This is a genomic window from Kitasatospora sp. NPDC004799 (assembly GCF_040609095.1).
GTDB lineage: Bacteria > Actinomycetota > Actinomycetes > Streptomycetales > Streptomycetaceae > Kitasatospora.
In genome coordinates, this window is the sequence record NZ_JBEXJK010000108.1 from 1 (window position 1) to 21,246 (window position 21,246).

A 21,246-nucleotide genomic window follows, 5' to 3' on the forward strand; every position below is an offset into this window, starting at 1 on the left:
CCCGCGTTGAGCGGCACGGCAACCACCGGAATAGGGCGGCCCCGCGCACTGCGTCCTCGCTAGTGTTATTTCAAAAGGAATCTCCAACCCCAGTCGCAAGGACCGAGGCCGGGGATGTCAACATATCTGGCGTTGACTTTTGGCACGCTGTTGAGTTCTCAAGGAACGGACGCTTCCTTCGGACTGCCTTCCAGCAGGCCCTCCGGGCTTCGTTCTTTCGTGTTTCCAGCTTATCAGACGATTTCCGCCCCGTTTTCCGGAGTTTCATTCATCGGATTCGCTTTCCGCTTTGCCACCCCGGTCTCCCGCGGCGGCTCCGGAACTGTACGGGGACCGACCCGCCACATGCAAATCGTCCCGCCCCACGGTCGCGGGGCGGGACGATCCGTTGCCGGAGCACCGTCAGGCGCGGCCCATCTCCTCGGCGATGGCCGCCGCGAAGGCGTCGATGTCGGCCTCCGTGGTGTCGAAGGCGCACATCCAGCGGACCTCGCCGGTGTGCTCGTTCCAGAAGTAGAAGCGGTACCGCTTCTGCAGCCGCTCGCTGACCTCGCGCGGGAGGATCGCGAACACCGCGTTGGCCTGGACCGGGCGGACCACCTCGACGCCGTCGATCTCCCGGACCGCGGCCTCCAGGCGGCTGGCCATCGCGTTGGCGTGGCCGGCGTTGCGGAGGTAGAGGTCGCCGGAGAGCAGGGCCTCGAACTGGACCGAGACGAAGCGCATCTTCGAGGCGAGCTGCATCGAGGTCTTGCGCAGGTACTTGATGTTGCGCACCCGCTCCGGGTTGAGCACCACCACGACCTCGCCGAACAGCAGGCCGTTCTTCGTCCCGCCGAAGGAGAGCACGTCGACGCCCACGTCGGTGGTGAAGGCGCGCAGCGGCTGGCCGAGCGAGGCGGCCGCGTTGGCCAGGCGGGAGCCGTCCACGTGGACGAGCATGCCCAGCTGGTGGGCGTGCTCGGTGATCGCGCGGATCTCCTCGACGGTGTAGAGGGTGCCGAGCTCGGTGCTCTGGGTGATGGAGACCGCGAGCGGCTGCGCGCGGTGCTCGTCGCCGAAGCCCCAGGCCTGCTGGTCGAGCAGCTCGGGGGTGAGCTTGCCGTCCGGGGTGGGGACGGTGAGCAGCTTGATGCCGCCCATCTTCTCCGGGGCCCCGCCCTCGTCCACGTGGATGTGGGCCGACTCGGCGCAGACCACCGCGCCCCAGCGCGGGAGCAGCGACTGGAGGGCGACCACGTTGGCGCCGGTGCCGTTGAAGACGGGGTAGGCCTCGGCCTTCTCCCCGAAGTGGCGGCGGAAGACGTCCTGGAGGTGGGCCGTGTAGTCGTCCTCGCCGTAGGCGATCTGGTGACCGCCGTTGGCGAGGGCTATCGCGGCGAGGACCTCCGGGTGGACGCCGGCGTAGTTGTCGCTGGCGAAGCCGCGGACGGCGGGGTCGTGCCGCCGTACCGCGTCCGTACGGGTGAGGTCGGTCATCGGGCTGTCAGCCACAGGTGCTGTCCGTTCAGTTCTGCTGCGGGGCGGTCCCAGAGGCCCGCCAGGTGTCCGGCGAGGTCGGCGGTGTCGGTGAAACCGGTGAACTTCGCCTCCGGCTTCTCGGCCCGCATTTCGGGGCTGACCAGCGCCTTGATGACCAGGATCGCAGCCGCCGCGGTGGGCTCGCCCTCGGGGTCGGTGGTCTCCTTCTTGAAGGAGTCTGCCATGGCGAGCGTCCACGCCTCGGTGGCGGCCTTGGCGGCCGCGTAGGCGGCGCCGCCGGCGGTGGGCTTGTGCGCGGCCGAGGCCGAGATCATCGCGTAGCGGCCGGCGGAGCTGCGGAGCAGCGCGGGCTGGAAGGCCAGCGAGGTGTGCTGGAGGGTGCGCACGACGGTGTCGTGCAGGAAGTCCCAGTCGTCCAGCCGGGTGTCGAAGAAGGTCTTGCTGCCGCGCCAGCCGCCGACCAGGTGGAACAGGCCGTCGACGTGGCCGTGCTCGGACTCCAGGTGGTCGGCCCAGTCGTGGACCTCCTGCGGGTCGAGCAGGTCGATCACCTGGCCGCTGACCTTGGCTCCGCGGACGGCGACCCGGGTGGCGTCCAGGGCGGACTCCAGGCGCTGGGCGTCGATGTCGGCACCGATCACGGTGGCGCCGTCGGCGGTGAGGCGGCGCAGCACGGCGCGTCCGGCCGGGCCGCTGGCTCCGGCGACGGCGACGACCTTGCCGGCCAGCGGGGCGTTGGTGGAAGTGGTCACGCGGCTGCTCCCTGGATACCGGTGCCGGTGATGCCGGCGGTGGCGGCGATGACGCCGCTCAGCTTCTTGTTGAGGGCCTCGTAGAACATGCTCAGCGGGAACTCGTCCGGGAGCACGGCGTCGCACAGGGCCTTGTTGAGGGCCTTGCCGTCGGTGATGTCGAGCGGCAGCGCCTCGGGGCCCTTCGCCCAGGTGGAGGCCGGGTGCGGGGTGAGGTAGCGGGAGACCAGCTCGTACGCGGCGATCCAGTGGGCCGGCTTCGGCCGGTCGATGCCGTCGCGGTAGAGGGTCTCGATCTCGGCGCAGAGCGCGTTGGTGACCTGCGGGGCGCGCTCCCAGTCGATGCTGAGGCGGTTGTCGCGCCAGCGCAGCGCGTCGTGCTTGTGCAGGTAGGCGAAGAGCAGCTGGCCGCCGAGGCCGTCGTAGTTGCGCACCCGGTCGCCGGAGACCGGGAAGCGGAACAGGCGGTCGAAGAGGATCGCGTACTGGACGTCGCGGGCGTGCGGGTTGCCCTCGGACTCCAGCTGCACCGCCTCCTTGAAGGTGGTGAGGTCGCAGCGGAGCTCCTCCAGGCCGTACATCCAGAACGGGCTGCGCTGCTTGATCATGAAGGGGTCGAACGGCAGGTCGCCGTGGCTGTGGGTGCGGTCGTGGACCAGGTCCCACAGGACGAAGGTCTCCTGCGCGCGCTGCTGGTCCTGGAGCAGGCCCTCGGCGTCGGCCGGGATCTCCAGGCCGAGCTGCTGGACGGCGCTGCTGGACACCGCGCGGAAGCGGGCGGCCTCGCGGTCGCAGAAGATGCCTCCCCAGGTGAAACGTTCCGGCGCCTTGCGCACGGAGACCGTCTCGGGGAAGAGCACGGCGGAGTTGGTGTCGTAGCCGGCGGTGAAGTCCGTGAAGGTGATCGGCACGAACATCGGGTTGTCGAAGCGGGTGCGCTCCAGCTCGGCCAGCCAGTCGGGCCACACGACGGTCAGCAGGACGGCTTCCAGGTTGCGGTCCGGGTTGCCGTTCTGGGTGTACATCGGGAAGACGACCAGGTGCTCCAGCCCGTCCTCGCGCTGGTCGGCGGGCTGGAAGGCGAGCAGCGAGTCCAGGAAGTCGGGCTCGCGGTAGCCGGTGTCGGCCCACTTGGCGAGGTCCGCGTCGACGGCGGCCAGGTAGGCGGCGTCGTGCGGGAAGTTCGGCGCGAGCTCCTCGACGGCGGCGCGGACGGTCGCGACCAGGGGGTCGACCGTCTGCCGCTGGACGGCGGCCAGGTCGATCGAGCCGTCCTTGGACTGGAGCGGGCGCAGCGTCTCGACGGCCTCCTTCAGGCGCAGCCAGGCCGGGTGGCCGGCGAGGGTCGAGACCGGGGTGTCGGCCGCCACAGCGAGCCTTGGCGAAAGATTCTGCATCGTGGACTCACTTCGACAGGAGTTATTTCAACGGGAACACCATAAGTACGAAAGGTTCTCCCGTTCAAGAGGGTCGGGACCGGCAAAGCTCCCGCGCACCGCCCCTCCGGCGCCGAAACCTTCGGCGCGGAGCGGGTTGTCCGGCATGTGGACAGTGATCTGGATGTTCTGGACAGATGCGCCGCTCTGATGCGAACCTCCCCGCATGCTCCCGGCGGTGATCACGGTGGCCGAGCGCCACGACAGCCCGTTCCGGGTGCCCTCCCGTCGGCACGTCTGCCGTCGCTGTCGCGCGCGCGGCCCGCGCTGCCGCTGTCGCCGCTGTTGTTGACCGGTCCGCCGCCGCCCGGCTGCTGCCGGTCCGGCTCGGGGGGCACCGCGGACGCGGACCCGTACGCCGACCATGCCGCGTGTGTTCCGGCGCCGCCACCGGGGGGAAGTGACCCGCCGGGGTGCGGGCCGCCCGTCCCGGCCTCCCCGTGCCCCTGCTCGTTCCTCCCGTCCCCGCCGGTCCTTCCCTGGAGCCCCGTCATGACCCTCCGCAAGCCGTCCGCCGTACTGCCCATCGCCGCGCTGGCCGCCGCCGCGGCCGTGCTGACCGCCTGCGCGCCGCAGGACTCGACGTCCGGCGCCGCCTCCGGCGCCTCGGCCGCGAGCGGGTCGGCGGCGGGGTGCGCGCCGGGGGCGCTGGCCACGCGTACCGCCGGGACGCTGACCGTGGGCACCGACAAGCCCGCGTACGACCCGTGGTTCTCCGAGGACAAGCCGGAGAACGGCAAGGGCTTCGAGTCCGCCGTGGCCTACGCGGTCGCCGAGAAGCTCGGCTACCCGAAGGAGAAGGTCAGCTGGGTGGTCGCGCCGTTCAACAAGGCGACCGCCCCGGGCGCCAAGGACTTCGACTTCGACATCAACCAGGTGTCCATCAGCGACGAGCGCAAGCAGGCGGTGGACTTCTCCTCCGGCTACTACGACGTGCGCCAGACCGTCATCGCGCTGAAGAACTCCAAGACCGCGAGCGCGAGGAGCATCGCCGACCTCAAGGGCACCAAGCTCGGCGCGCAGGTCGGCACCACGAGCCTGGACACCATCACCGGCACCATCAAGCCGAACACCCAGCCGGCCGTCTTCGACTCCAACGACCTGGCCAAGGCCGCGCTGAAGAACGGCCAGATCGAGGCGCTGGTGGTGGACCTGCCGACCGCCTTCTACATCACCGGCGCCGAGGTGCCGGAGGCCCAGGTGGTCGGCCAGTTCGAGGCGGCCGCGAAGGCCGAGCAGTTCGGCCTGGTGCTGGACAAGGGGTCCAGGCTGACCGGCTGCGTCTCGCAGGCGGTGGACGCGCTGCGCGCCGACGGCACGCTGGCGAAGCTGGAGAAGCAGTGGCTCTCCGACGCCGTCTCGGCGCCGGTGCTGAAGTGAGTGCCGGCCTGGGCCCCGGGCTGAGCGGGGAGGCGTCGGACGGCGCGGGTCCGGTGGAGCTGGCCAAGGCTCCGGCGGCACGGACCGGGGCTCCGGCGGCGGACGACGGTTACCGTCCGTCCGAGCGGCGGCTGGCGCACGAGGCCTACCGGCGGGCCCGGGCCCGGCGCTCGGCGCTGATCGCCACCGCGTCGACCCTGGTGACGGCGGGCGCGCTCTACCTCCTGGTCGTCAACTCCCCCGGCTGGGAGGTGACCCGGCGGACCTTCTTCAACCTCGACTACGCCCGCCAGGCGCTGCCCGAGGTGCTGAAGGGGCTGCGGCTGAACCTGGAGCTGATGCTCGGCTGCGGGGCGCTGATCCTGCTGTTCGGGCTGCTGCTGGCGGTGCTGCGGACACTGCGCGGGCCGGTCTTCCTGCCGGTGCGGCTGCTGGCCACCGCGTACGTGGACTTCTTCCTCGGGCTGCCGATGATCATCTGCCTGCTGGTGATGATCACCGGGGTGCCGGCGCTGCGGCTGACCGGGGTGACCACCGACCCGCTGCTGCTGGGCGGTGCGGCGCTGGTGCTGACGTACTCGGCGTACGTGTCGGAGGTGTTCCGCTCCGGCATCGAGTCGGTGCACCCGAGCCAGCGGGCCGCGGCGCGGTCGCTGGGCCTGACCAACGCGCAGGCGATGCGCTACGTGGTGCTGCCGCAGGCCGTGCGCCGGGTGGTGCCGCCGCTGCTCAACAACCTGGTGAGCCTCCAGAAGGACACCGGGCTGGTCTCGATCGGCGGTGCGATCGACGCGGTGTACGCGGCGAAGATCATCGCGGCCCGGTCCTTCAACTTCACGCCGTACCTGGTGGCGGGGCTGGTGTTCATCGTGCTGACCATTCCGCTGACCCGGTTCGCCGACTGGCTGACCACCCGGATGAACCGCCGCCAGCTCCAGGGAGGTGCGGTGTGAGGTCGAACGAGGTGCCCCGGTTGGAGAACGAGGTGCTCCGGCTGGAGTCGGTGCGCAAGACCTTCGGCGGCCAGGTGGTGCTGCGCGACGTGGACCTCGCCGTGGCCGAGCACTCGGTGACGGCGCTGATCGGGGCGTCCGGCTCCGGCAAGTCCACCCTGATGCGCTGCGTGAACCTGCTGGAGGGGATCGACGACGGGGCGATCTTCCTGGACGGCGAGGAGATCACCGATCCGCGCGCCGACGAGGACGCCGTGCGGCGCCGGATCGGCGTGGTGTTCCAGTCGTACAACCTGTTCCCGCACCTGACGGTGCTGGAGAACATCACGCTCGCGCCGCGCCGGGTGCACCGGGTCGCCCGGGCCGAGGCGGAGGCCCGGGCGCTGGAACTGCTCGACCGGCTCGGGCTGGCGGCCAAGGCCAAGGAGTACCCGGACCGGCTCTCCGGCGGGCAGCAGCAGCGGGTCGCCATCGTGCGCGCGCTGGCCACCGGGCCGCGGCTGCTGCTCCTGGACGAGATCACCGCGGCGCTCGACCCGGTGCTGGTCGGCGAGGTGCTGTCGGTGGTGCGCGACCTCAAGGAGCAGGGGATGACGATGGTCCTCTCCACGCACGAGATGGGCTTCGCCCGCGAGGTCGCCGACCAGGTCTGCTTCCTGGACGGCGGGGTGGTGCTCGAACAGGGGCCGCCGGAGCAGGTGTTCGGCGATCCTCGGGAGGAGCGGACCCGGCAGTTCCTCAGCCGGGTGGTCGCCTCGGGGCGGCTCCAGGGCTGAGCCCTCCGCCACCGCCCGCGGCGGAGTCGGGGCGCGGGGGCCCTGCCCTCGGCCAGCCGGGGTGTGCGGGCGCCCCGGTCCGGGGACCTGCGGCCGGGACCTGCGGCCGGGGCGTGCGACCAGGTGTGCGGCCGGGGGCTTCGCGACGACGACGGGTACAACCGTGCGCCCCCGTACGCGCTCTGGCCGCTCCCGGCCGGGTGCGGTGATCGTGGACCGGACGTCCGTCGCCGCGCACGGGGGTCGGCGAACGGACGACAGCTGACGGATGACAGATAACAGCTGACAGATTTCATCATCTGTTCGCTGACCGCTGTTCGTCGCCACCTGTTCGCCGCCCCCGGGCGCCCACCGCCCCGGGAGGCCGCCGTTGCACGGACCCGCCCTGGTCAACTGGCTCCTCGCCCTCCTCGCCGCCGGCGCCGGCACCTCCTGCCTGGTCCGGCTGCGCCACTCCTCGTCCCCCTGCGCCCCGGGCGGCGCGCACCGACCGCTCGCCCGCGAGTCCGATGCCGCCGAGGCGCTGATGGGACTCGGGATGGCCGCGATGGCCGTCACCGGCGCCACCGTCCCGCCCGCCGTCTGGGCCGGGCTCTTCGGCCTGCCCGCCACTGCCTTCCTGCTCGCCGCCGCCCACGCCCCGGCCGGCCGGGCGCACCGGCTGCACCACGCGATGGGCGCGCTCGCCATGACGTACATGGCCCTCGCGATGGCGGCCGCCTCCGGCCACGGGCACCACCGGGCCGCCGCCCTGGGCCTCCCGGCCCTGACCGGGGCGCTCCTCCTCTACTTCGGCGGGTACACCCTCTGGACCGGCAGCCGGCTGCTGCGCACTCCGGCGGGCGCCCTCGCGACCGGCACCGCCGGGCTGCCGCAGGCCTGCCGGCTCACCATGGGCATCGGCATGTTCGCCATGCTCCTGACCATGTGACGGCCGGGCGACCGGAAACCCGACACCCCCGCACCCCGCCTCGCCTGCCCAAGACCCCCACCCGGGCGTGGCGTTGGTCACTGGCCGGTCGAAAGCCGTTCCACCGGGCGTCGCCAGCGCATAGGTTGGCAGGGAGCGCGCTGTCGCGTTCCGTGCGTACTCGGGGAGCCCATCGATGCCTGCCCTGACCGGCCTGCTGCTGCTCGGCCTGCTGCTCTCGACCGTCGCGCCCCGGCTGCTGGCCCGGGCCCGCTGGGCGGAGCGCGAACCGGTGCTGGCGCTGCTGGTGTGGCAGTGCCTGGTGGTGGCCGTACTGCTCTGCTGCGCCCTGGGCCTCGTGCTGGCGGCCTCCGCCGCCCTGCCGGAGCTGCGCGCACTGGTGTTCTCCGGCGCGCCGCACGGCGTCGAGGCGGCCTACGGCCTCCAGGGCGCCGAGGGCTGGGGTCGGCTGTGTGCCGCGGTGCTGGCCGCGGGCGGGGTGCGGACCGTGCTGGCGCTTACCCGGGAGGTCCGCACGGCCAAGGCACTGCGCACCCGACGGCACGCCCAACTGGCCACCCGGGCACCGGAGTTGCCGGACACCATCGAGACCGCCCGGGCCCGCCGGGAGCGCCTGGTGGTACTGGAGAACGTCCGCCCGGAGGCCTGGTCACTGCCCGGACCGGACTCCCGGCTGGTGGTCACCACCGGCGCCCTCCAGCAGCTGACCGACCGGGAGCTGGCCGCCGTGCTGAGCCATGAGCGCGGCCACGTCCGGGCCCGGCACCACTGGCTCCAGCAGTTCGCCCAGGCGCTCGCCTCCGGCTTCCCCGGGGTCGGCGTGTTCAGCGCCTTCCGCGACCAGGTGGCGGAGCTGGTCGAACTGGCCGCCGACGACCGGGCCGCCCGCCGGCACGGCCGGCACACCACCGCCCTCGCGCTGGCCGAACTCAACCTGGACCGCGGGGTGTTCGGCTCCTGCCCGCCCGGTCTGGCGCAGTCCCCGAAGCGGGTGGACCGCCTGCTCGCGGGCCGCCCGCGGCTCTCCGTCCCGCACCGGCTCCGGCTCACCGTCGCGGCGCTCGCCGCACCCGCCGTGGTCGTCCTGCTGGCCGCCGCACCGGGGCTGAACTCGCTGCTCTGAGCCCGACTCCGAGCCTCTGCGGCTGATTTGACGGACCGTCAGGCCGGGGGCTCCCCGCGGGTCGGCCCGGGCTCGCCGCCGAGGGTCCGGTCCAGCACCTCACGGTGGAGCGGCCTGGCCTGCTCGTAGCGCTCCCGGCCGGCCTCGGTGAGGGTGAGCAGGACGCCCCGGCGGTCGCTCTCGCACATCGCCCGGGTGACCAGTCCGGCCTTCTCCAGGCGGGCGATCAGCCGGGAGAGCGCGCTCTGGCTCAGGTGGACGGTGTGGGCCAGCTCGCTCACCCGCACCGCGTGCCCGCCACTCCCGCACTCCTCGGCGAGGCGCTCCAGCACCTCGAACTCGCTCATGCCCAGCCCGTACCGGTCGCCCAGCTCGCGATCGAGCCGGCAGGCCGTGGCGGCATGCCGGGACAGCAGCTCGCGCCACTGCGCGACGAGACCGGCCTCCGCCGGGGAGTCGAGTTCAGCCACACGGCCACCCTAGCACGTGCATCAGCAATTATTGCGTTCACATTTAATTCATTTGCATTGAATGCATGTGCATGTACTCTCCTCCCCATGACCACCCCGACCGTCACGTCACCCGACGCCCCGTCAACCAGCGGGCCGCACTGGACTCCCCGCCTCTGGGGCACCCTGATCGTGCTCTGCGCCGCCATGTTCCTGGACGCCCTGGACGTCTCCATGGTCGGCGTCGCCCTGCCCTCCATCGGCTCCGACCTGCACCTGTCCACCTCCGCCCTGCAGTGGGTGGTCTCCGGCTACGTGCTCGGATACGGCGGCCTGCTCCTGCTCGGCGGACGCGCCGCCGACCTGCTCGGCCGCCGCCGGGTGTTCCTGGTGGCCCTGGGCGTCTTCGCCGCCGCCTCACTGGTCGGCGGCCTGGTGGACGACGGCGGCCTGCTGATCGCGGCCCGCTTCCTCAAGGGCGTCAGCGCCGCCTTCACCGCCCCGGCCGGCCTGTCGATCATCACCACGACCTTCGCCGAGGGCCCGGCCCGCAACCGCGCGCTGTCGATCTACACCACCTGCGGCGCCAGCGGTTTCTCGCTCGGCCTGGTGCTCAGCGGCCTGCTCACCTCGGTCGGCTGGCGCTGGACCTTCCTGATGCCCGTCCCGGTCGCGCTGCTCGCCCTGCTCTTCGCCGTCCGGCTGCTCCCCCGCCCGGTCGAGGAGCGCGCCAAGGGCGGCTACGACGTACTGGGCGCGATCACCGGCACCGCGACCGTGCTGTTGCTGGTCTTCACCGTCACCGAGGCCCAGGGCGCCGGCTGGCTGAGCCTGCGCACCCTCGGCTCGCTGCTCGTCGTCGTCGCGCTGGCCGCCGCCTTCCTCCGGGTCGAGAGCCGCGCCGCGCACCCGCTGGTCCGGCTCGGCATCTTCCGCAACGGCTCGGTCGCCCGGGCGAACGTGGTCGCCTTCGCGATGACCGGCGCGTACGGCGGGTTCCAGTTCGTGGTCACCCTCTACCTCCAGCACCTGCTCGGCTGGTCGGCCCTGGAGATGGCCCTCGGGCTGCTCCCGGCCGGGGCCCTCATCGCGCTCTCGGCGCCCTTCATGGGCCCGATCGTGGACCGCTTCGGCACCGCGCGGCTGCTGCCGATCGGCCTGCTCTCGCTGGTCGCCGCCTTCGCGCTGTTCCTGCGGCTGGACGAGCACAGCTCGTACCCGGGCCTGGTGCTGCCCTCGATGCTGCTGCTCGGCGTGGGCTTCGCCTTCGCCTTCCCCTCGGTGAACCTCGCCGCCACCGACGGCGTGGCCGACGAGGAGCAGGGCCTGGCCTCGGGCCTGGTGAACACCGCCATCCAGGTCGGCACCGCGGTGGTGCTGGCCGGAGCGACCGCGATGATCACGGCCGGCAGCGCGGGCGGCGACAGCCCGCAGGCCCAGCTGGACGGCTACCGGCCGGCGCTGATGTTCGTCACGGCGGTCGCACTGGTCGGCCTGGTGGTCGCGACGGCGGGCGCCCTGGTGGACCGGCGCCGCAAGGCGGCTCCCGCCCCGGTGCCGGACTACGCCTACCCGCCGGCCGGGTCGACCGCGACCAGGGACGAGGTCCTGATCGAGCGCTGACCTCCGGGCCGCCGGGCCCCTGGTGCCGGCTCCACCAAACCCCCGTGTTGGTGGAGCCGGCCGTCTTCGTGGCCGCCGCCCGGGCAGCGCCCTGGTCGGGGCGCGGTTCCTCGGTGCGGCTGTCGGCTCCGCAAGTATATTGGCTCGCAGCCAACGAACGTTCGGAGCAGACACGATGGCACCTCGCGGGGATTCGGTCAATGAGGAGATGCGGCAACGCTCCCGCCGGCGCATCCTGCGGGCCACCGTCGAACTCGTTGACCAGCGCGGTTACGCGGGCACCACGCTGACCGACATCGCCGAGCGGGCCGGGCTCGCCCGCGGGCTGCTCTCCTACTACTTCGACGGCAAACGGCTGCTGATGCAGTCCGCGACCCACCGGATGATGCACCAGGCACTGGCCGGCGCGCTGGCGGAGCTGGCGCCCGGCTCCTCCCCCGACGCCCGGCTGGCCCGGGCGATCGACACCGTGCTCGGCCTGGCGCTGGACCACCCCCGGGTGATGCGCTCCCACCTGGCGCTGATCCTCGACCCGGACACCGGCGCCTTCGTCCAGGACCCGGAGCAGCAGCAGCTCGGCGCCATCATCCAGGGGCTGCTGCGGGACTGGGGCGCCCCCGACCCGGTCGCCGAACACGCGGTGCTGCGCAGTGCGCTGATGGGCGGCTGCATCGGAGTGCTGCTGCCGGGCGCCGAGATCCCGCTGGCACCCATCCGGGCCGACCTCTTCCGCCGCTACGACCTGGCGTGGGAGCTGGGCCGCCCGCCGCAGCCGTCGCCGCCGGAACGCGAACGGCCGCCGGCCCGCGGTTGTTGACGGCGGGTGGGCGGCCTGGCGGACCTGCTGCCGGGGGCCTCGCGAGGGAGGGGGCTCACGGGCCCTGGGCGGCAGCGGCTCGGCGTTCCTTCGGGTCCGCGTTCCAGCGTTCCCTCAGGTCGGCGCTCCTACGGGTCAGCGTTCCTTCAGGATCGAGGCCAGCAGGTCGATCGTGCGTTCCGGCGTGAGGCTGTCCACGCAGAGCCGCTCCATCACCTGGATGTAGGCGTCGACGTCGTCGCGCTTGTCCAGGTAGAGCGCGCTGGTGAGCTGCTCCAGGTAGACCACGTCCGCGAGGTCCTGCTCCGGGAAGCGCAGGATCGTGAACGCCCCGGACTCGCCCGCGTGCGCGCCGAACCGGAACGGCATCACCTGGATCACCACGTTGGCCTGCTCGGCGACGTCGATCAGGTACTGCACCTGACCGCGCATCACCTTGGGCCCGCCGACCGGCCGGCGCAGCGCCGCCTCGTCGATGACCGCCCACAGGCGCGGGCTGGCGCCCTCGGTCAGCAGCTTCTGGCGGCGCAGCCGGAGGCTGACCCGCCGTTCGACCTCCTCCTCGCTGATGACCGGCCGACTTTGGCCGAAAACCGCCCGTGCGTACTCCTCGGACTGCAGCAGCCCGGGGATGAACTGCACCTCGTAGGTGCGGATCAGCTGCGCGGCCTCCTCCAGGCCGACGTAGGTCTGGAACCAGCCCGGCAGCACGTCGTTGAAGCTGTGCCACCAGCCGGACTTGTTGGCCTCGCGGACCAGGCCGAGCAGGGCTTCCCGCTCGATGCCGTCGTCCACGCCGTACAGACTGAGCAGGTCGGCGACGTCGCGCTCCTTGAAGCTGACGCGGCCGAGCTCCATGCGGCTGATCTTGGACTCGGAGGCCCGGATCGCGTAGCCCGCGTCCTCGCGGGTGATGCCGCGCGCTTCGCGCAGGCGGCGAAGCTGCGAGCCGAGGAGGATCCGGCGGACCATCGAGCCGCCGCCCGGCTGAACTGTGGTCATGCGGTCGAAACCTCCACCTAGGGCAAACAGCGCACAGTCTGCCATCAGTTGAGCGCTCACGGTGCCGATACTGACGGATGTTCCTATCAGTTCCGCACTCCACGCACCAGGATGCACGTGCATTCGGCGCTTGCATATGCCAATAGTGCGACTGCACGTGAATCGACTCTTGCATCTGCAGTGAGCGCACACCACCATGGTGCACGTGCACCTGCACATCCCTGGCAATCCCGCGGGCTCCGCGTCGACCCCACGCGCGACTCCGTGCACCGACCCGACGGCGTCCCCCGCGCCGCCGGGCGTTCGAGTGCGCGGGCGCCTGGTCGAGGGGGCGGCCGAGCGGCCGAGCGAGTCGGAGGTGACCGGCATGACCCCGGCGGGTCCAGCCGTGTCCGCCCCCTTATGGGAGGAGCTCTTCATGAGCACCGGTACGGCTTTGGCGGTTGACCCCCATGTGGTCACCTGTACGCTCGCTCCTCGCTTCGAAGCCGTCAGAACCGCGCGCGACTTCGCTCGGACCACGCTCCAGCGCTGGAACCTGACGGAGCTGTTCGACGACGTCGCGCTGGTGGCCTCGGAACTCGTGACCAACGCGCTGCGGCACGCGATCGGCGCGCGGCCCGACCCGTCGGGCTGTACCCAGGGCGAGTACGACTTTCCCACACAGCCCACCGCGGGCGGCCGGCTTCCGATCCGAATAAGCCTGGTGCACCGCGCTCCCCAGGTGGTCTGCGCGGTGAGCGATCCGAGCAGCACCGGGCCGATCGCCCGGGAGGCCGACTTCGTCGCCGAATCGGGCCGCGGGCTGCACCTGGTGGAGTCGTTCAGCCGCTCCTGGGGCTGGCACCCGCTGGGCAGCGGCAAGGTGGTCTGGGCGATGTTCGAGGCGGAGACGGTCGGCGGCTCCGCGCTGGACGGACTCCCCGAGCTCGGCGGCCGCTCACCGCTCGACGGCCCCGTCGAGGTCGGCGGACGGCACCGGCGCTCGGCCTAGGACGGGCCCCGCGCCCGGGACGGACCCCGCACCGGACGGCGCACGGCCGGTCGGAGGAAGCCTCGGGAGGAGCGCACCCGGCCCATTCCACCAGGCCCTGCCGCGGATGCACGGTGCCGCGGGACCGGGCGGCTGCGGCGTGACGGAGCCCTGAACGGGCGTCCGGAGAACCGGTGCCAGGGGAACCGGTGCCAGGGGAACCGGCGACCGGAGAAGCGACATCCGAAGAGACGACGTCCAGAGCGGCGACGTCCGGAGAACCGGCCTCCGGAAGAGACAAAGACAAAGGCCGTCGTGGTGTCGGCACCCACGACGGCCCCCCGATGATGGAGCACGGCGACCGGTCAGACCGCCAGGTGGTCGAACTCCCCGTCCTTGGCCCCCAACAGCAGGGCTGCGATCTCGGCCCGGGTGTAGATGAGGGCCGGACCGTCCGGGAACCGCGAGTTGCGCATCGCCACATCGCCGCCCGGCAGGGCCGCGAACTCGACGCAGTTGCCCTGGGAGTTGCTGTGCCGGCTCTTCTGCCAGACCACCCCCTGGAGATCGGCGGCGGCCATCCCGTTGTAGGTGTCGTACGAACCGTGCGTGTCCTGCGAGTCGTGCATAGAAATCTCCCGAAGAGCTCCGGAGTTGTCGTCCAGCGCGGCGCCCCCGGCACCGCCGAAACGAACGGACCGGCCCCGTACCGGTCCGGCACAACGCCTCACTTGACGTGATGATAGCTGCAGTGCACGTGCATCAGCACGGGACGTTGCAGGTGCACGAGGCCTTTTACCCGCAGGCGCGAACTCTTCACGGGCCCTTCCCCTGACGGTACGTAAACGGACATAGCCGATGAATCACCGAGCTCGCGATAACCGGCCGTGAGCACCTCCCCGCTGAATGTTGATCTTCGAGTGCCGGGAGTCGCATCGCCGTGACCCTCCGTCAAACCTTCCTCATGCTGTGAGACATCTCACTCGCCCCAGGTGCAACGCCCGCCCCACCGGAGCGCGTCGTGGCAACCACCGGTGACCGTGCGGGGGTTGGGTGAGGAATGTCCGGATTGTAGGCAAAGCGCCCGGACCGGTGCCGCAGACGCACCGGGTCCGCACGGGGTTCGCACCGCGCCCGCGCCGATCCCGTACGGCAGCCGACTGCAAGCCGGACGGGCCGATGTCCTACGATCTCCGGCATGAGCACCGCAGCCATTCCGGGCGCGCCACTGCCCGTCCGCACTCCAGGCTCCCGTGCGCGGGGGCGCCACCGTCGTCCCGAGCGCCCCGAGATCCCGGCCGGCGCCCCGGCCCTGGTGCTCGCCGTGCCCGCGACCGCCGGGCCCGAGTCCCGCTCGGTCGTCGAGGAGCTGCTCTCGATCGTCCGCACCGAGCAGAACGGCGTCCAGACCGCGGTCGGCTACCTCCCCGGCAACGGCACCGACGGTGCGGGCGGCGAGGAGCGCACCGTGGCCGAGCTGCTGGCGCTGGCCGCCGAGGCCGGACGGCCGATGCCCGTCCTGGTGCCGCTGGTGCCCGGCCCGCACACCTTCCTGACCGAGCTTCACGCGCTCGCCGCCGAGTACGGGGCGCCCGTCACCGACCCGCTGGGCCCGCACCCGCTGCTGGCCGAGGCCGTGCACGTCCGGCTGTCCGAGGCCGGGCTGGCCCGGGCCGACCGCGCCCGGCTGTTCGCCATCGCGACCGCCGCGGACGGCGTGGTGCTTCCCGGCAGGTGGACCGGACGTTTCCGGCCCGTGGGCCGGCCGTCGGGCCGCCCTCGGACCCACTGCACGAGTGGGCACGGGCCGATACCTTACCCGGCGAATTTTCACTGCGTAACGGTACGTATGCAGTCCAGTTGACGCCAAGTCGCCGGTCAGAGGCCGTGCTGCGGCCTTCCCGGGGAGAAGGTCTGGACCAATACGGGGAATGCGGCGGTCCGTTGCGGCGACGGTCTTCACGGGCTTTTCCCAGGTGCCTCTCAGAACCTCGACGTACCGTGGCCACGACAACACCCGACCGGGCGGAATCCGCGGCGCGCGCCGGTACGTTGGGCACCTGGCGGGAGCCGGTGGCTGCGGCGTGGAGCGGAGGCGGCATGACGGGACGTGGACGGGGTGCCGGCGCGGCCGCGGGAGCGCCGTACGGGATGCTCCGCCTGGGGCTGCGCACCGGTGTCCTGGAATGGCTGCTGGAGCGGGTGCCGACGCCGCGGACCACGCCCTTCACGCTCGGGTACCTCGCCGTGGTGGGGGCCACCACGACCTTCGCCGCGCTCGCCGATCCGGACCTCGTCCAGCGCTTGCAGGAGGCCTCCAGCTCGGACGGGCACAACCTGCTCCAGCACCCTCTGCGCGCCCTCGTGCTGAGCGGTTTCTGGGTGGCCGGCGAGGTGTGGATGCCGTACCTGTGGGGGTTCGCCCTCACCCTCGCGCCGCTGGAGCGCAGGGTCGGCCCGGCCCGGGCGGCGGCGGTGTTCGCGGCCGGGCACGTCGCGGCGACGCTGCTCTCCCAGGGGGTGGTGATCACCGCGGTGGAGACCGGGCGGATGGCGCCCGAGGTGATGGACCACCTGGACATCGGGGTCAGCTACGGCGTGCTCGCCTGCCTGGGCGCGGTGGCCGGGCTGCTCTCCTGGCGCGGGCGGCTGCTCGCGCTGGGCGGTGCCGGGCTGATGATCGCCGAGCAGATCGCCACCGACAAGGACGTGATCACCGGGGTGGGGCACCCGGCCGCGGTGCTGACCGGGGTCGCGCTGTGGCGCTGGCTGCGCCGGGTCGAGCGGCGCCCGCCGCGGCCGCGTCCGGCCACGGTGGCGGCCGCCGGCGGTGCGCCCGCGCGGGTGTGGACGGCGCGTTGACGCCGTCGCCCGGACGGGTTCGTTCGGGATCCCTTCACCGTCCGCTCAGGATTTCTTAAGACGTGTCCGGTGCGCTTTCCGTGCCTTTTTGACGGAGCCGGTCGCGGCGCCTCCCCCGTGACGCGTGTTCGCTCACGGCGAACTGGGGGTCGGGAACATCCGGCGGGCGCCGGGTCTTAGTCAGGTCGACTCAAGTTCACTGACTGGGGAGAGATCATGGCATCGACGTCCACACCGCTCACCCTGCCCGTGCTGCCGCTCGACGACGAGGTCGTCCTGCCGGGCATGGTCGTGCCGCTGGACCTGAAGGACACCGAGGTGCGCGCCGCGGTCGAGGCCGCCCGGGCCGCCGCCAGCGGCTCCGGCAAGCCGCAGGTCCTGCTGGTCCCGCGGGTGGACGGCTCGTACGCGGCGGCCGGCACGCTGGCCACCGTGGAGCAGGTCGGCCGGCTGGCCGACGGCGAGCCGGCGGCGCTGGTGCGCGCCGTGCGCCGGGTCCGGATCGGGGTCGGCACCACCGGCCCCGGCGCCGCCCTCTGGGTGGAGACCACGCCGTTCCGGGAGTCCTCGGTGGGCACCCCGGTGGCCGGCCGGGCCGCCGAGCTGGTCAAGGAGTACAAGGCGCTGTCCACCCAGTGGCTGCGCAGGCGCGGCGCCTGGCAGATCGTCGACCGGGTGGCGCAGATCGAGGGCGTCGGCGAGCTCGCCGACAACATCGGCTACGCGCCCTTCGCCACCGCCGAGCAGAAGCTCAAGGTGCTGCTGGAGGCCGACCAGGTCGCCCGGCTGGAGTACGCGCTCACCCTGCTGCGCGACCACCTCGCCGAGGAGGAGGTCAACGACACCATCCGCAAGGACGTCGAGGAGGGCGTCGCCAAGCAGCAGAAGGAGTTCCTGCTCCGCCGCCAGCTGGAGGCCGTCCGCAAGGAGCTGGCCGAGCTGAACGGCGAGGCGGCCGACGAGGAGGGCGACTACCGCGCCCGGGTCGAGGCCGCCGACCTGCCGGAGAAGGTCCGCGAGGCGGCGCTCAAGGAGGTCGACAAGCTGGAGCGGGCGTCCGACCAGAGCCCCGAGGGCTCCTGGATCCGCACCTGGCTGGACACCGTCCTGGAGCTGCCCTGGAACGAGCGCACCGAGGACGCGTACGACATCGCCGGCGCCCGCGCGGTGCTGGACGCCGACCACGCCGGCCTGGCCGACGTGAAGGAGCGGATCGTCGAGTACCTGGCCGTCCGCAAGCGCCGGGCCGACCAGGGGCTCGGGCTGGTCGGCGGGCGCCGCGGGGGAGCGGTGCTGGCCCTGGTCGGCCCGCCCGGCGTCGGCAAGACCTCGCTCGGTGAGTCGGTGGCCCGCGCCATGGGCCGGAAGTTCGTCCGGGTCGCGCTCGGCGGCGTCCGGGACGAGGCGGAGATCCGCGGCCACCGGCGCACCTACGTCGGCGCGCTGCCCGGCCGGCTGGTGCGGGCGATCAAGGAGGCCGGCTCGATGAACCCGGTCGTCCTGCTGGACGAGATCGACAAGGTCGGCTCCGACTACCGGGGCGACCCGGCCGCCGCCCTGCTGGAGGTGCTGGACCCGGCGCAGAACCACACCTTCCGGGACCACTACCTGGAGGTCGAGCTCGACCTCTCCGACGTCGTCTTCCTCGCCACCGCCAACGTGCTGGAGGCCATCCCCGAGCCGCTGCTCGACCGGATGGAGCTGGTTCGGCTGGACGGCTACACCGAGGACGAGAAGGTCGTCATCGCCCGCGACCACCTGCTCCCGCGCCAGCTGGAGAAGGCCGGCCTGGGCGACGGCGAGGTCACCGTGGACGAGCCGGCGCTGCGCAGGCTCGCCGGGGAGTACACCCGGGAGGCGGGCGTGCGCACCCTGGAGCGCTCGATCGCCCGGGTGCTGCGCAAGATCGCCGCACAGGCCGAGCTGGGCGAGCGCGAGCTGCCCGCCGCGGTCGGCGCGGACGACCTGCGGGCCCTGATCGGCCGGCCGCACCACGTGCCGGAGTCCGCCCAGGAGCCGGCCGAGCGCCGCACCGCCGTCCCCGGCGTGGCCACCGGCCTCGCGGTGACGGGTGCCGGCGGCGACGTCCTCTACATCGAGGCCTCGCTGGCCGACGCCGAGACCGGCGGCACCGGGCTGACCCTCACCGGGCAGCTGGGCGACGTGATGAAGGAGTCCGCGCACATCGCGCTCTCCTACCTGCGTTCGCGCGGGGCCGAGCTGGAGCTGCCGGTCACCTCGCTGCGCGACCGCGGCGTGCACCTGCACATCCCGGCCGGGGCCATCCCCAAGGACGGGCCGAGCGCCGGCATCACCATGACCACGGCGCTGGCCTCGCTGCTCTCCGGCCGCAAGGTGCGCACCGACGTGGCGATGACCGGCGAGGTGTCGCTGACCGGGCGGGTGCTGCCGATCGGCGGGGTGAAGCAGAAGCTGCTCGCCGCCGACCGGGCCGGGGTCACCACGGTGATCATCCCCAGGCGCAACGAGGCCGACCTGGACGACGTCCCGGCCGAGGTGCTGGAGCGGCTCACCGTCCACCCGGTGGCGGACGTGCGGGAGGTGCTGGAGCTGGCGCTGGAGCCGGCCGCGGCCTCGGTGCTGGTGGCCGCCTGACCGGTGGCCCCCGGGCCGTCCGCGCCGCCCGACCGGTGGCGCGGGCGGCCCGTCGGCTCTCCGAAAGGGCGACGGGCCGTTCGGGGGGCCGACGGCATCCCCGTGTGTGACACTGCGGAGATGCCGTCCCCCACGCAGCGCGCCCTGGCCCGGGTGCCCGACCGGCTGCGCCCCTTCCTGGTGCGGCACCGCCGGCTGGTGAAGTTCCTGCTGGTCGGGAGCGGCTGCTTCGCGCTCACCACCGTCGTCAACTTCGAGCTCAAGTTCACCGTGCTGGAGCACAAACCGGTGGTCGCGCTGACCGTCGCCACCGTGATCGGCACCGTCGTCTCGTACGTGCTGAACCGCCGCTGGGCCTTCCGGGCCGACGGCCGGCAGCGCGAGGCGCTGATGTTCGTCCTGGTCAGCGCGGTGGCGATCGGGGTCAACGACGTCCCGCTGGTGGTCTCCCGGTACCTGCTGGACCTGCGCGAGCCGTACGTCGGGGCCTTCCAGCAGGAGATCGCGGACTTCCTCAGCGGGATGGTCGTGGGCACCTTCGTGGCGATGGTGTTCCGGTACTGGGCGATGCGGCGGTGGGTCTTCGCCCAGGCCGCCGGGACGGCCCCGGCCGGGCCCCTCCCGGCGCCGACGGCGGCACCCGTGGAACCCGGCTACGCTGCACCCGAGATGCCACGGGATGTGCCGTAAAGCCGTAAAGGGGCGAGGTGAGCCTTATGCACGAACCGGACCCCGTCCGGACCGGGCCCGCCAGCCAGCAGGGGATGCGCCGGGCCAACCTGGCCCTGGTGCTCGGGACGATCGCCGGCGGGCCGCGCTCGCGCGCCGAGGTCGCCGCCGCGACCGGGCTGACCAGGGCCGCCGTCTCCTCGCTCGCCGAACGGCTGATCGCCGCCGGCCTGGTGGTCGAGGAGGGCCCCGCCACGCCCAGCGGCAAGGTCGGCCGCCCCGGCACCGCGCTCGGCCTCAACCCGGCCGGGCCCGGCGGCCTCGGCGCCGAGATCGGGGTGCGGCACCTGGGCGCCTGCGTGGTCGACCTGCGCGGGGAGGTCCGGGCCTGGCGGCGCCGGGAGGTCTCCAATGACGGCCGCGAGCCCGCCGCCGTGATGGCCGACCTCGCCGAGCTGCTGGGCCGGGCCGTCGCCGAGTCGGGGCTGCGCCCGGCCGGCCTCACCCTGGCCGTGCCCGGGCTGGTCGGCGGCTCCGGCGCGGTGCTCCAGCGGGCCGCCAACCTGGACTGGCAGGACGTCCCGCTGGCCGCCGCCCTGCGCCCGGCACTGCGGGCGGCCGGCGGCGGCCTGGCCGAACTGCCGATCGAGGCGGACAACGAGGCCAACCTCGGCGGACTGGCCGAGCGCTGGCTGGGCGAGGGGCCGGAGGACTTCCTCTACATCTCCGCCGAGGCCGGGGTCGGCGCCGCGATCGTGGTCGGCGGCCGGCTGCTGCGCGGGGCGGGCGGCTTCGCCGGGGAGTTCGGCCACGTGCCGGTCCACCCCGACGGGCCCCGCTGCGCCTGCGGGGCGCACGGCTGCCTGGAGCAGTACGCGGGCGAGGCGGCGGCGCTGCGGGCGGCCGGGCTGACCGGTGCCCGGGGCGACTGGGTGGAGCTGCTCGCCGACCGCGCCGGGGCCGGGGACGGGGCCGCCCTCGCGGCGCTGGCCGGGGCCGGCGCGGCGCTCGGCACCGCGGCCGCCGGGGCGGTCAACCTGCTGGACCCGGCCCGGGTGGTGCTGGGCGGCGGCTACGCCCGGCTGGCGCCCTGGCTGCTGCCCGCGATGCGGGCCGAGCTGGTCGCCCGGGTGGCGGTGCGGCCCTGGTCCGAGGAGCGGCTGACGGTCTCCCGGCTGGGCCGCCGCGGCCCGCTGCTGGGCGCGGCGGTGCGGGTCGTCCGGGCCATCGTGGCCGACCCGGGGCCGCTGGGGTAGGTCCGGCCCGGCGGCGAGGGCCCCGGAACGCGCCCGAGCCCCCGGCCACGGCTTGGGTTCTAGCGGTCGTTGCAACACCCCAGTTCAAGGGGTGCGATGGACTTCGAGATCCGGGAAGACCGGCACAAGAAGGGGCAGCGTCTGAC

General features: G+C 73.0%; 19 protein-coding genes. 13 read left to right on the plus strand and 6 right to left on the minus strand.

Annotated elements, in window-relative coordinates:
• Window positions 1-402: 402 nt before the first annotated feature.
• From ABZW03_RS16335 to ABZW03_RS16345, 3 genes are read right to left on the minus strand one after another with little or no spacing between them, the layout of a single operon-like run.
• Entirely contained in the window at window positions 403-1,479 is a 1,077-nt protein-coding gene (locus tag ABZW03_RS16335; RefSeq protein ID WP_355257780.1) for a low specificity L-threonine aldolase, read from the minus strand.
• The gene (locus ABZW03_RS16340) at window positions 1,476-2,234 is read right to left on the minus strand and encodes an SDR family NAD(P)-dependent oxidoreductase (protein ID WP_355257740.1); all 759 of its coding nucleotides are present in this window, start codon (window positions 2,232-2,234) and stop codon (window positions 1,476-1,478) included. The genes ABZW03_RS16335 and ABZW03_RS16340 overlap by 4 nt, the downstream gene beginning before the upstream one ends.
• Window positions 2,231-3,631 carry a DUF6421 family protein gene (locus ABZW03_RS16345; RefSeq protein WP_355257742.1) on the minus strand — a complete coding sequence of 467 codons (1,401 nt, stop codon included), beginning with the start codon at window positions 3,629-3,631 and terminating at the stop codon, window positions 2,231-2,233. Before ABZW03_RS16345 ends, ABZW03_RS16340 begins: the two co-directional genes overlap by 4 nt.
• 531 nt (window positions 3,632-4,162) lie before the next feature.
• On the opposite strand from ABZW03_RS16345, the gene ABZW03_RS16350 reads away from it, so the two are divergent.
• The 5 genes from ABZW03_RS16350 (at window position 4,163) to ABZW03_RS16370 (ending at window position 8,833) form a co-directional block, all read left to right on the plus strand.
• Window positions 4,163-5,050, plus strand: coding sequence for an ABC transporter substrate-binding protein (locus ABZW03_RS16350; RefSeq protein ID WP_355257745.1), 888 nt, complete (start codon window positions 4,163-4,165; stop codon window positions 5,048-5,050).
• Between the two features lie 59 nt (window positions 5,051-5,109).
• The gene (locus ABZW03_RS16355) at window positions 5,110-6,003 is read left to right on the plus strand and encodes an amino acid ABC transporter permease (RefSeq protein ID WP_355257783.1); all 894 of its coding nucleotides are present in this window, start codon (window positions 5,110-5,112) and stop codon (window positions 6,001-6,003) included.
• A gap of 20 nt (window positions 6,004-6,023) precedes the next feature.
• Entirely contained in the window at window positions 6,024-6,779 is a 756-nt protein-coding gene (locus ABZW03_RS16360; RefSeq protein ID WP_355257785.1) for an amino acid ABC transporter ATP-binding protein, read from the plus strand.
• Window positions 6,780-7,149: 370 nt separating this feature from the next.
• Window positions 7,150-7,710: a DUF5134 domain-containing protein gene (locus ABZW03_RS16365; RefSeq protein WP_355257748.1), complete on the plus strand. Its 561-nt coding sequence runs from the start codon at window positions 7,150-7,152 to the stop codon at window positions 7,708-7,710.
• A 175-nt stretch (window positions 7,711-7,885) separates the two neighbouring features.
• Window positions 7,886-8,833, plus strand: a complete 948-nt coding sequence (locus ABZW03_RS16370; protein ID WP_355257751.1) for a M56 family metallopeptidase — start codon at window positions 7,886-7,888, stop codon at window positions 8,831-8,833.
• Window positions 8,834-8,871: 38 nt separating this feature from the next.
• Here the strand turns inward: ABZW03_RS16370 and ABZW03_RS16375 are convergent, their stop codons facing one another.
• Window positions 8,872-9,303, minus strand: coding sequence for a MarR family transcriptional regulator (locus ABZW03_RS16375; RefSeq protein WP_355257754.1), 432 nt, complete (start codon window positions 9,301-9,303; stop codon window positions 8,872-8,874).
• A gap of 87 nt (window positions 9,304-9,390) precedes the next feature.
• On the opposite strand from ABZW03_RS16375, the gene ABZW03_RS16380 reads away from it, so the two are divergent.
• Together ABZW03_RS16380 and ABZW03_RS16385 are read left to right on the plus strand one after the other, a co-directional pair.
• Window positions 9,391-10,905 (plus strand): MFS transporter, encoded by a 1,515-nt coding sequence (locus tag ABZW03_RS16380; protein ID WP_355257757.1) that lies wholly within the window; start codon window positions 9,391-9,393, stop codon window positions 10,903-10,905.
• Window positions 10,906-11,113: 208 nt separating this feature from the next.
• Complete coding sequence (locus tag ABZW03_RS16385) at window positions 11,114-11,722, plus strand: helix-turn-helix domain-containing protein (protein ID WP_355257759.1); 609 nt, start codon at window positions 11,114-11,116, stop codon at window positions 11,720-11,722.
• A 135-nt stretch (window positions 11,723-11,857) separates the two neighbouring features.
• On the opposite strand, the gene ABZW03_RS16390 is transcribed toward ABZW03_RS16385, so the two are convergent.
• Entirely contained in the window at window positions 11,858-12,724 is an 867-nt protein-coding gene (locus ABZW03_RS16390) for a helix-turn-helix transcriptional regulator (RefSeq protein WP_350524265.1), read from the minus strand.
• A gap of 418 nt (window positions 12,725-13,142) precedes the next feature.
• Here ABZW03_RS16390 and ABZW03_RS16395 point away from each other — a divergent pair, with 418 nt between their 5' ends.
• Window positions 13,143-13,718, plus strand: a complete 576-nt coding sequence (locus tag ABZW03_RS16395) for an ATP-binding protein (protein WP_355257763.1) — start codon at window positions 13,143-13,145, stop codon at window positions 13,716-13,718.
• 344 nt (window positions 13,719-14,062) lie between these two features.
• Here ABZW03_RS16395 and ABZW03_RS16400 read toward each other — a convergent pair whose 3' ends face one another.
• Entirely contained in the window at window positions 14,063-14,326 is a 264-nt protein-coding gene (locus ABZW03_RS16400) for a DUF397 domain-containing protein (RefSeq protein ID WP_097235176.1), read from the minus strand.
• A 569-nt stretch (window positions 14,327-14,895) separates the two neighbouring features.
• Between ABZW03_RS16400 and ABZW03_RS16405 the strand changes: the two genes are divergently transcribed.
• From ABZW03_RS16405 to ABZW03_RS16425, 5 genes are all read left to right on the plus strand, one after another.
• Window positions 14,896-15,561, plus strand: coding sequence for a hypothetical protein (locus ABZW03_RS16405; protein ID WP_355257766.1), 666 nt, complete (start codon window positions 14,896-14,898; stop codon window positions 15,559-15,561).
• Between the two features lie 236 nt (window positions 15,562-15,797).
• The gene (locus tag ABZW03_RS16410) at window positions 15,798-16,559 is read left to right on the plus strand and encodes a rhomboid-like protein (RefSeq protein ID WP_355257768.1); all 762 of its coding nucleotides are present in this window, start codon (window positions 15,798-15,800) and stop codon (window positions 16,557-16,559) included.
• A 216-nt stretch (window positions 16,560-16,775) separates the two neighbouring features.
• Window positions 16,776-19,175 (plus strand): endopeptidase La, encoded by a 2,400-nt coding sequence (gene lon / locus ABZW03_RS16415; protein WP_355257771.1) that lies wholly within the window; start codon window positions 16,776-16,778, stop codon window positions 19,173-19,175.
• A 120-nt stretch (window positions 19,176-19,295) separates the two neighbouring features.
• Entirely contained in the window at window positions 19,296-19,865 is a 570-nt protein-coding gene (locus ABZW03_RS16420) for a GtrA family protein (protein WP_355257774.1), read from the plus strand.
• 26 nt (window positions 19,866-19,891) lie between these two features.
• Window positions 19,892-21,100 (plus strand): ROK family transcriptional regulator, encoded by a 1,209-nt coding sequence (locus tag ABZW03_RS16425; RefSeq protein WP_355257777.1) that lies wholly within the window; start codon window positions 19,892-19,894, stop codon window positions 21,098-21,100.
• Window positions 21,101-21,246 lie beyond the last annotated feature (146 nt).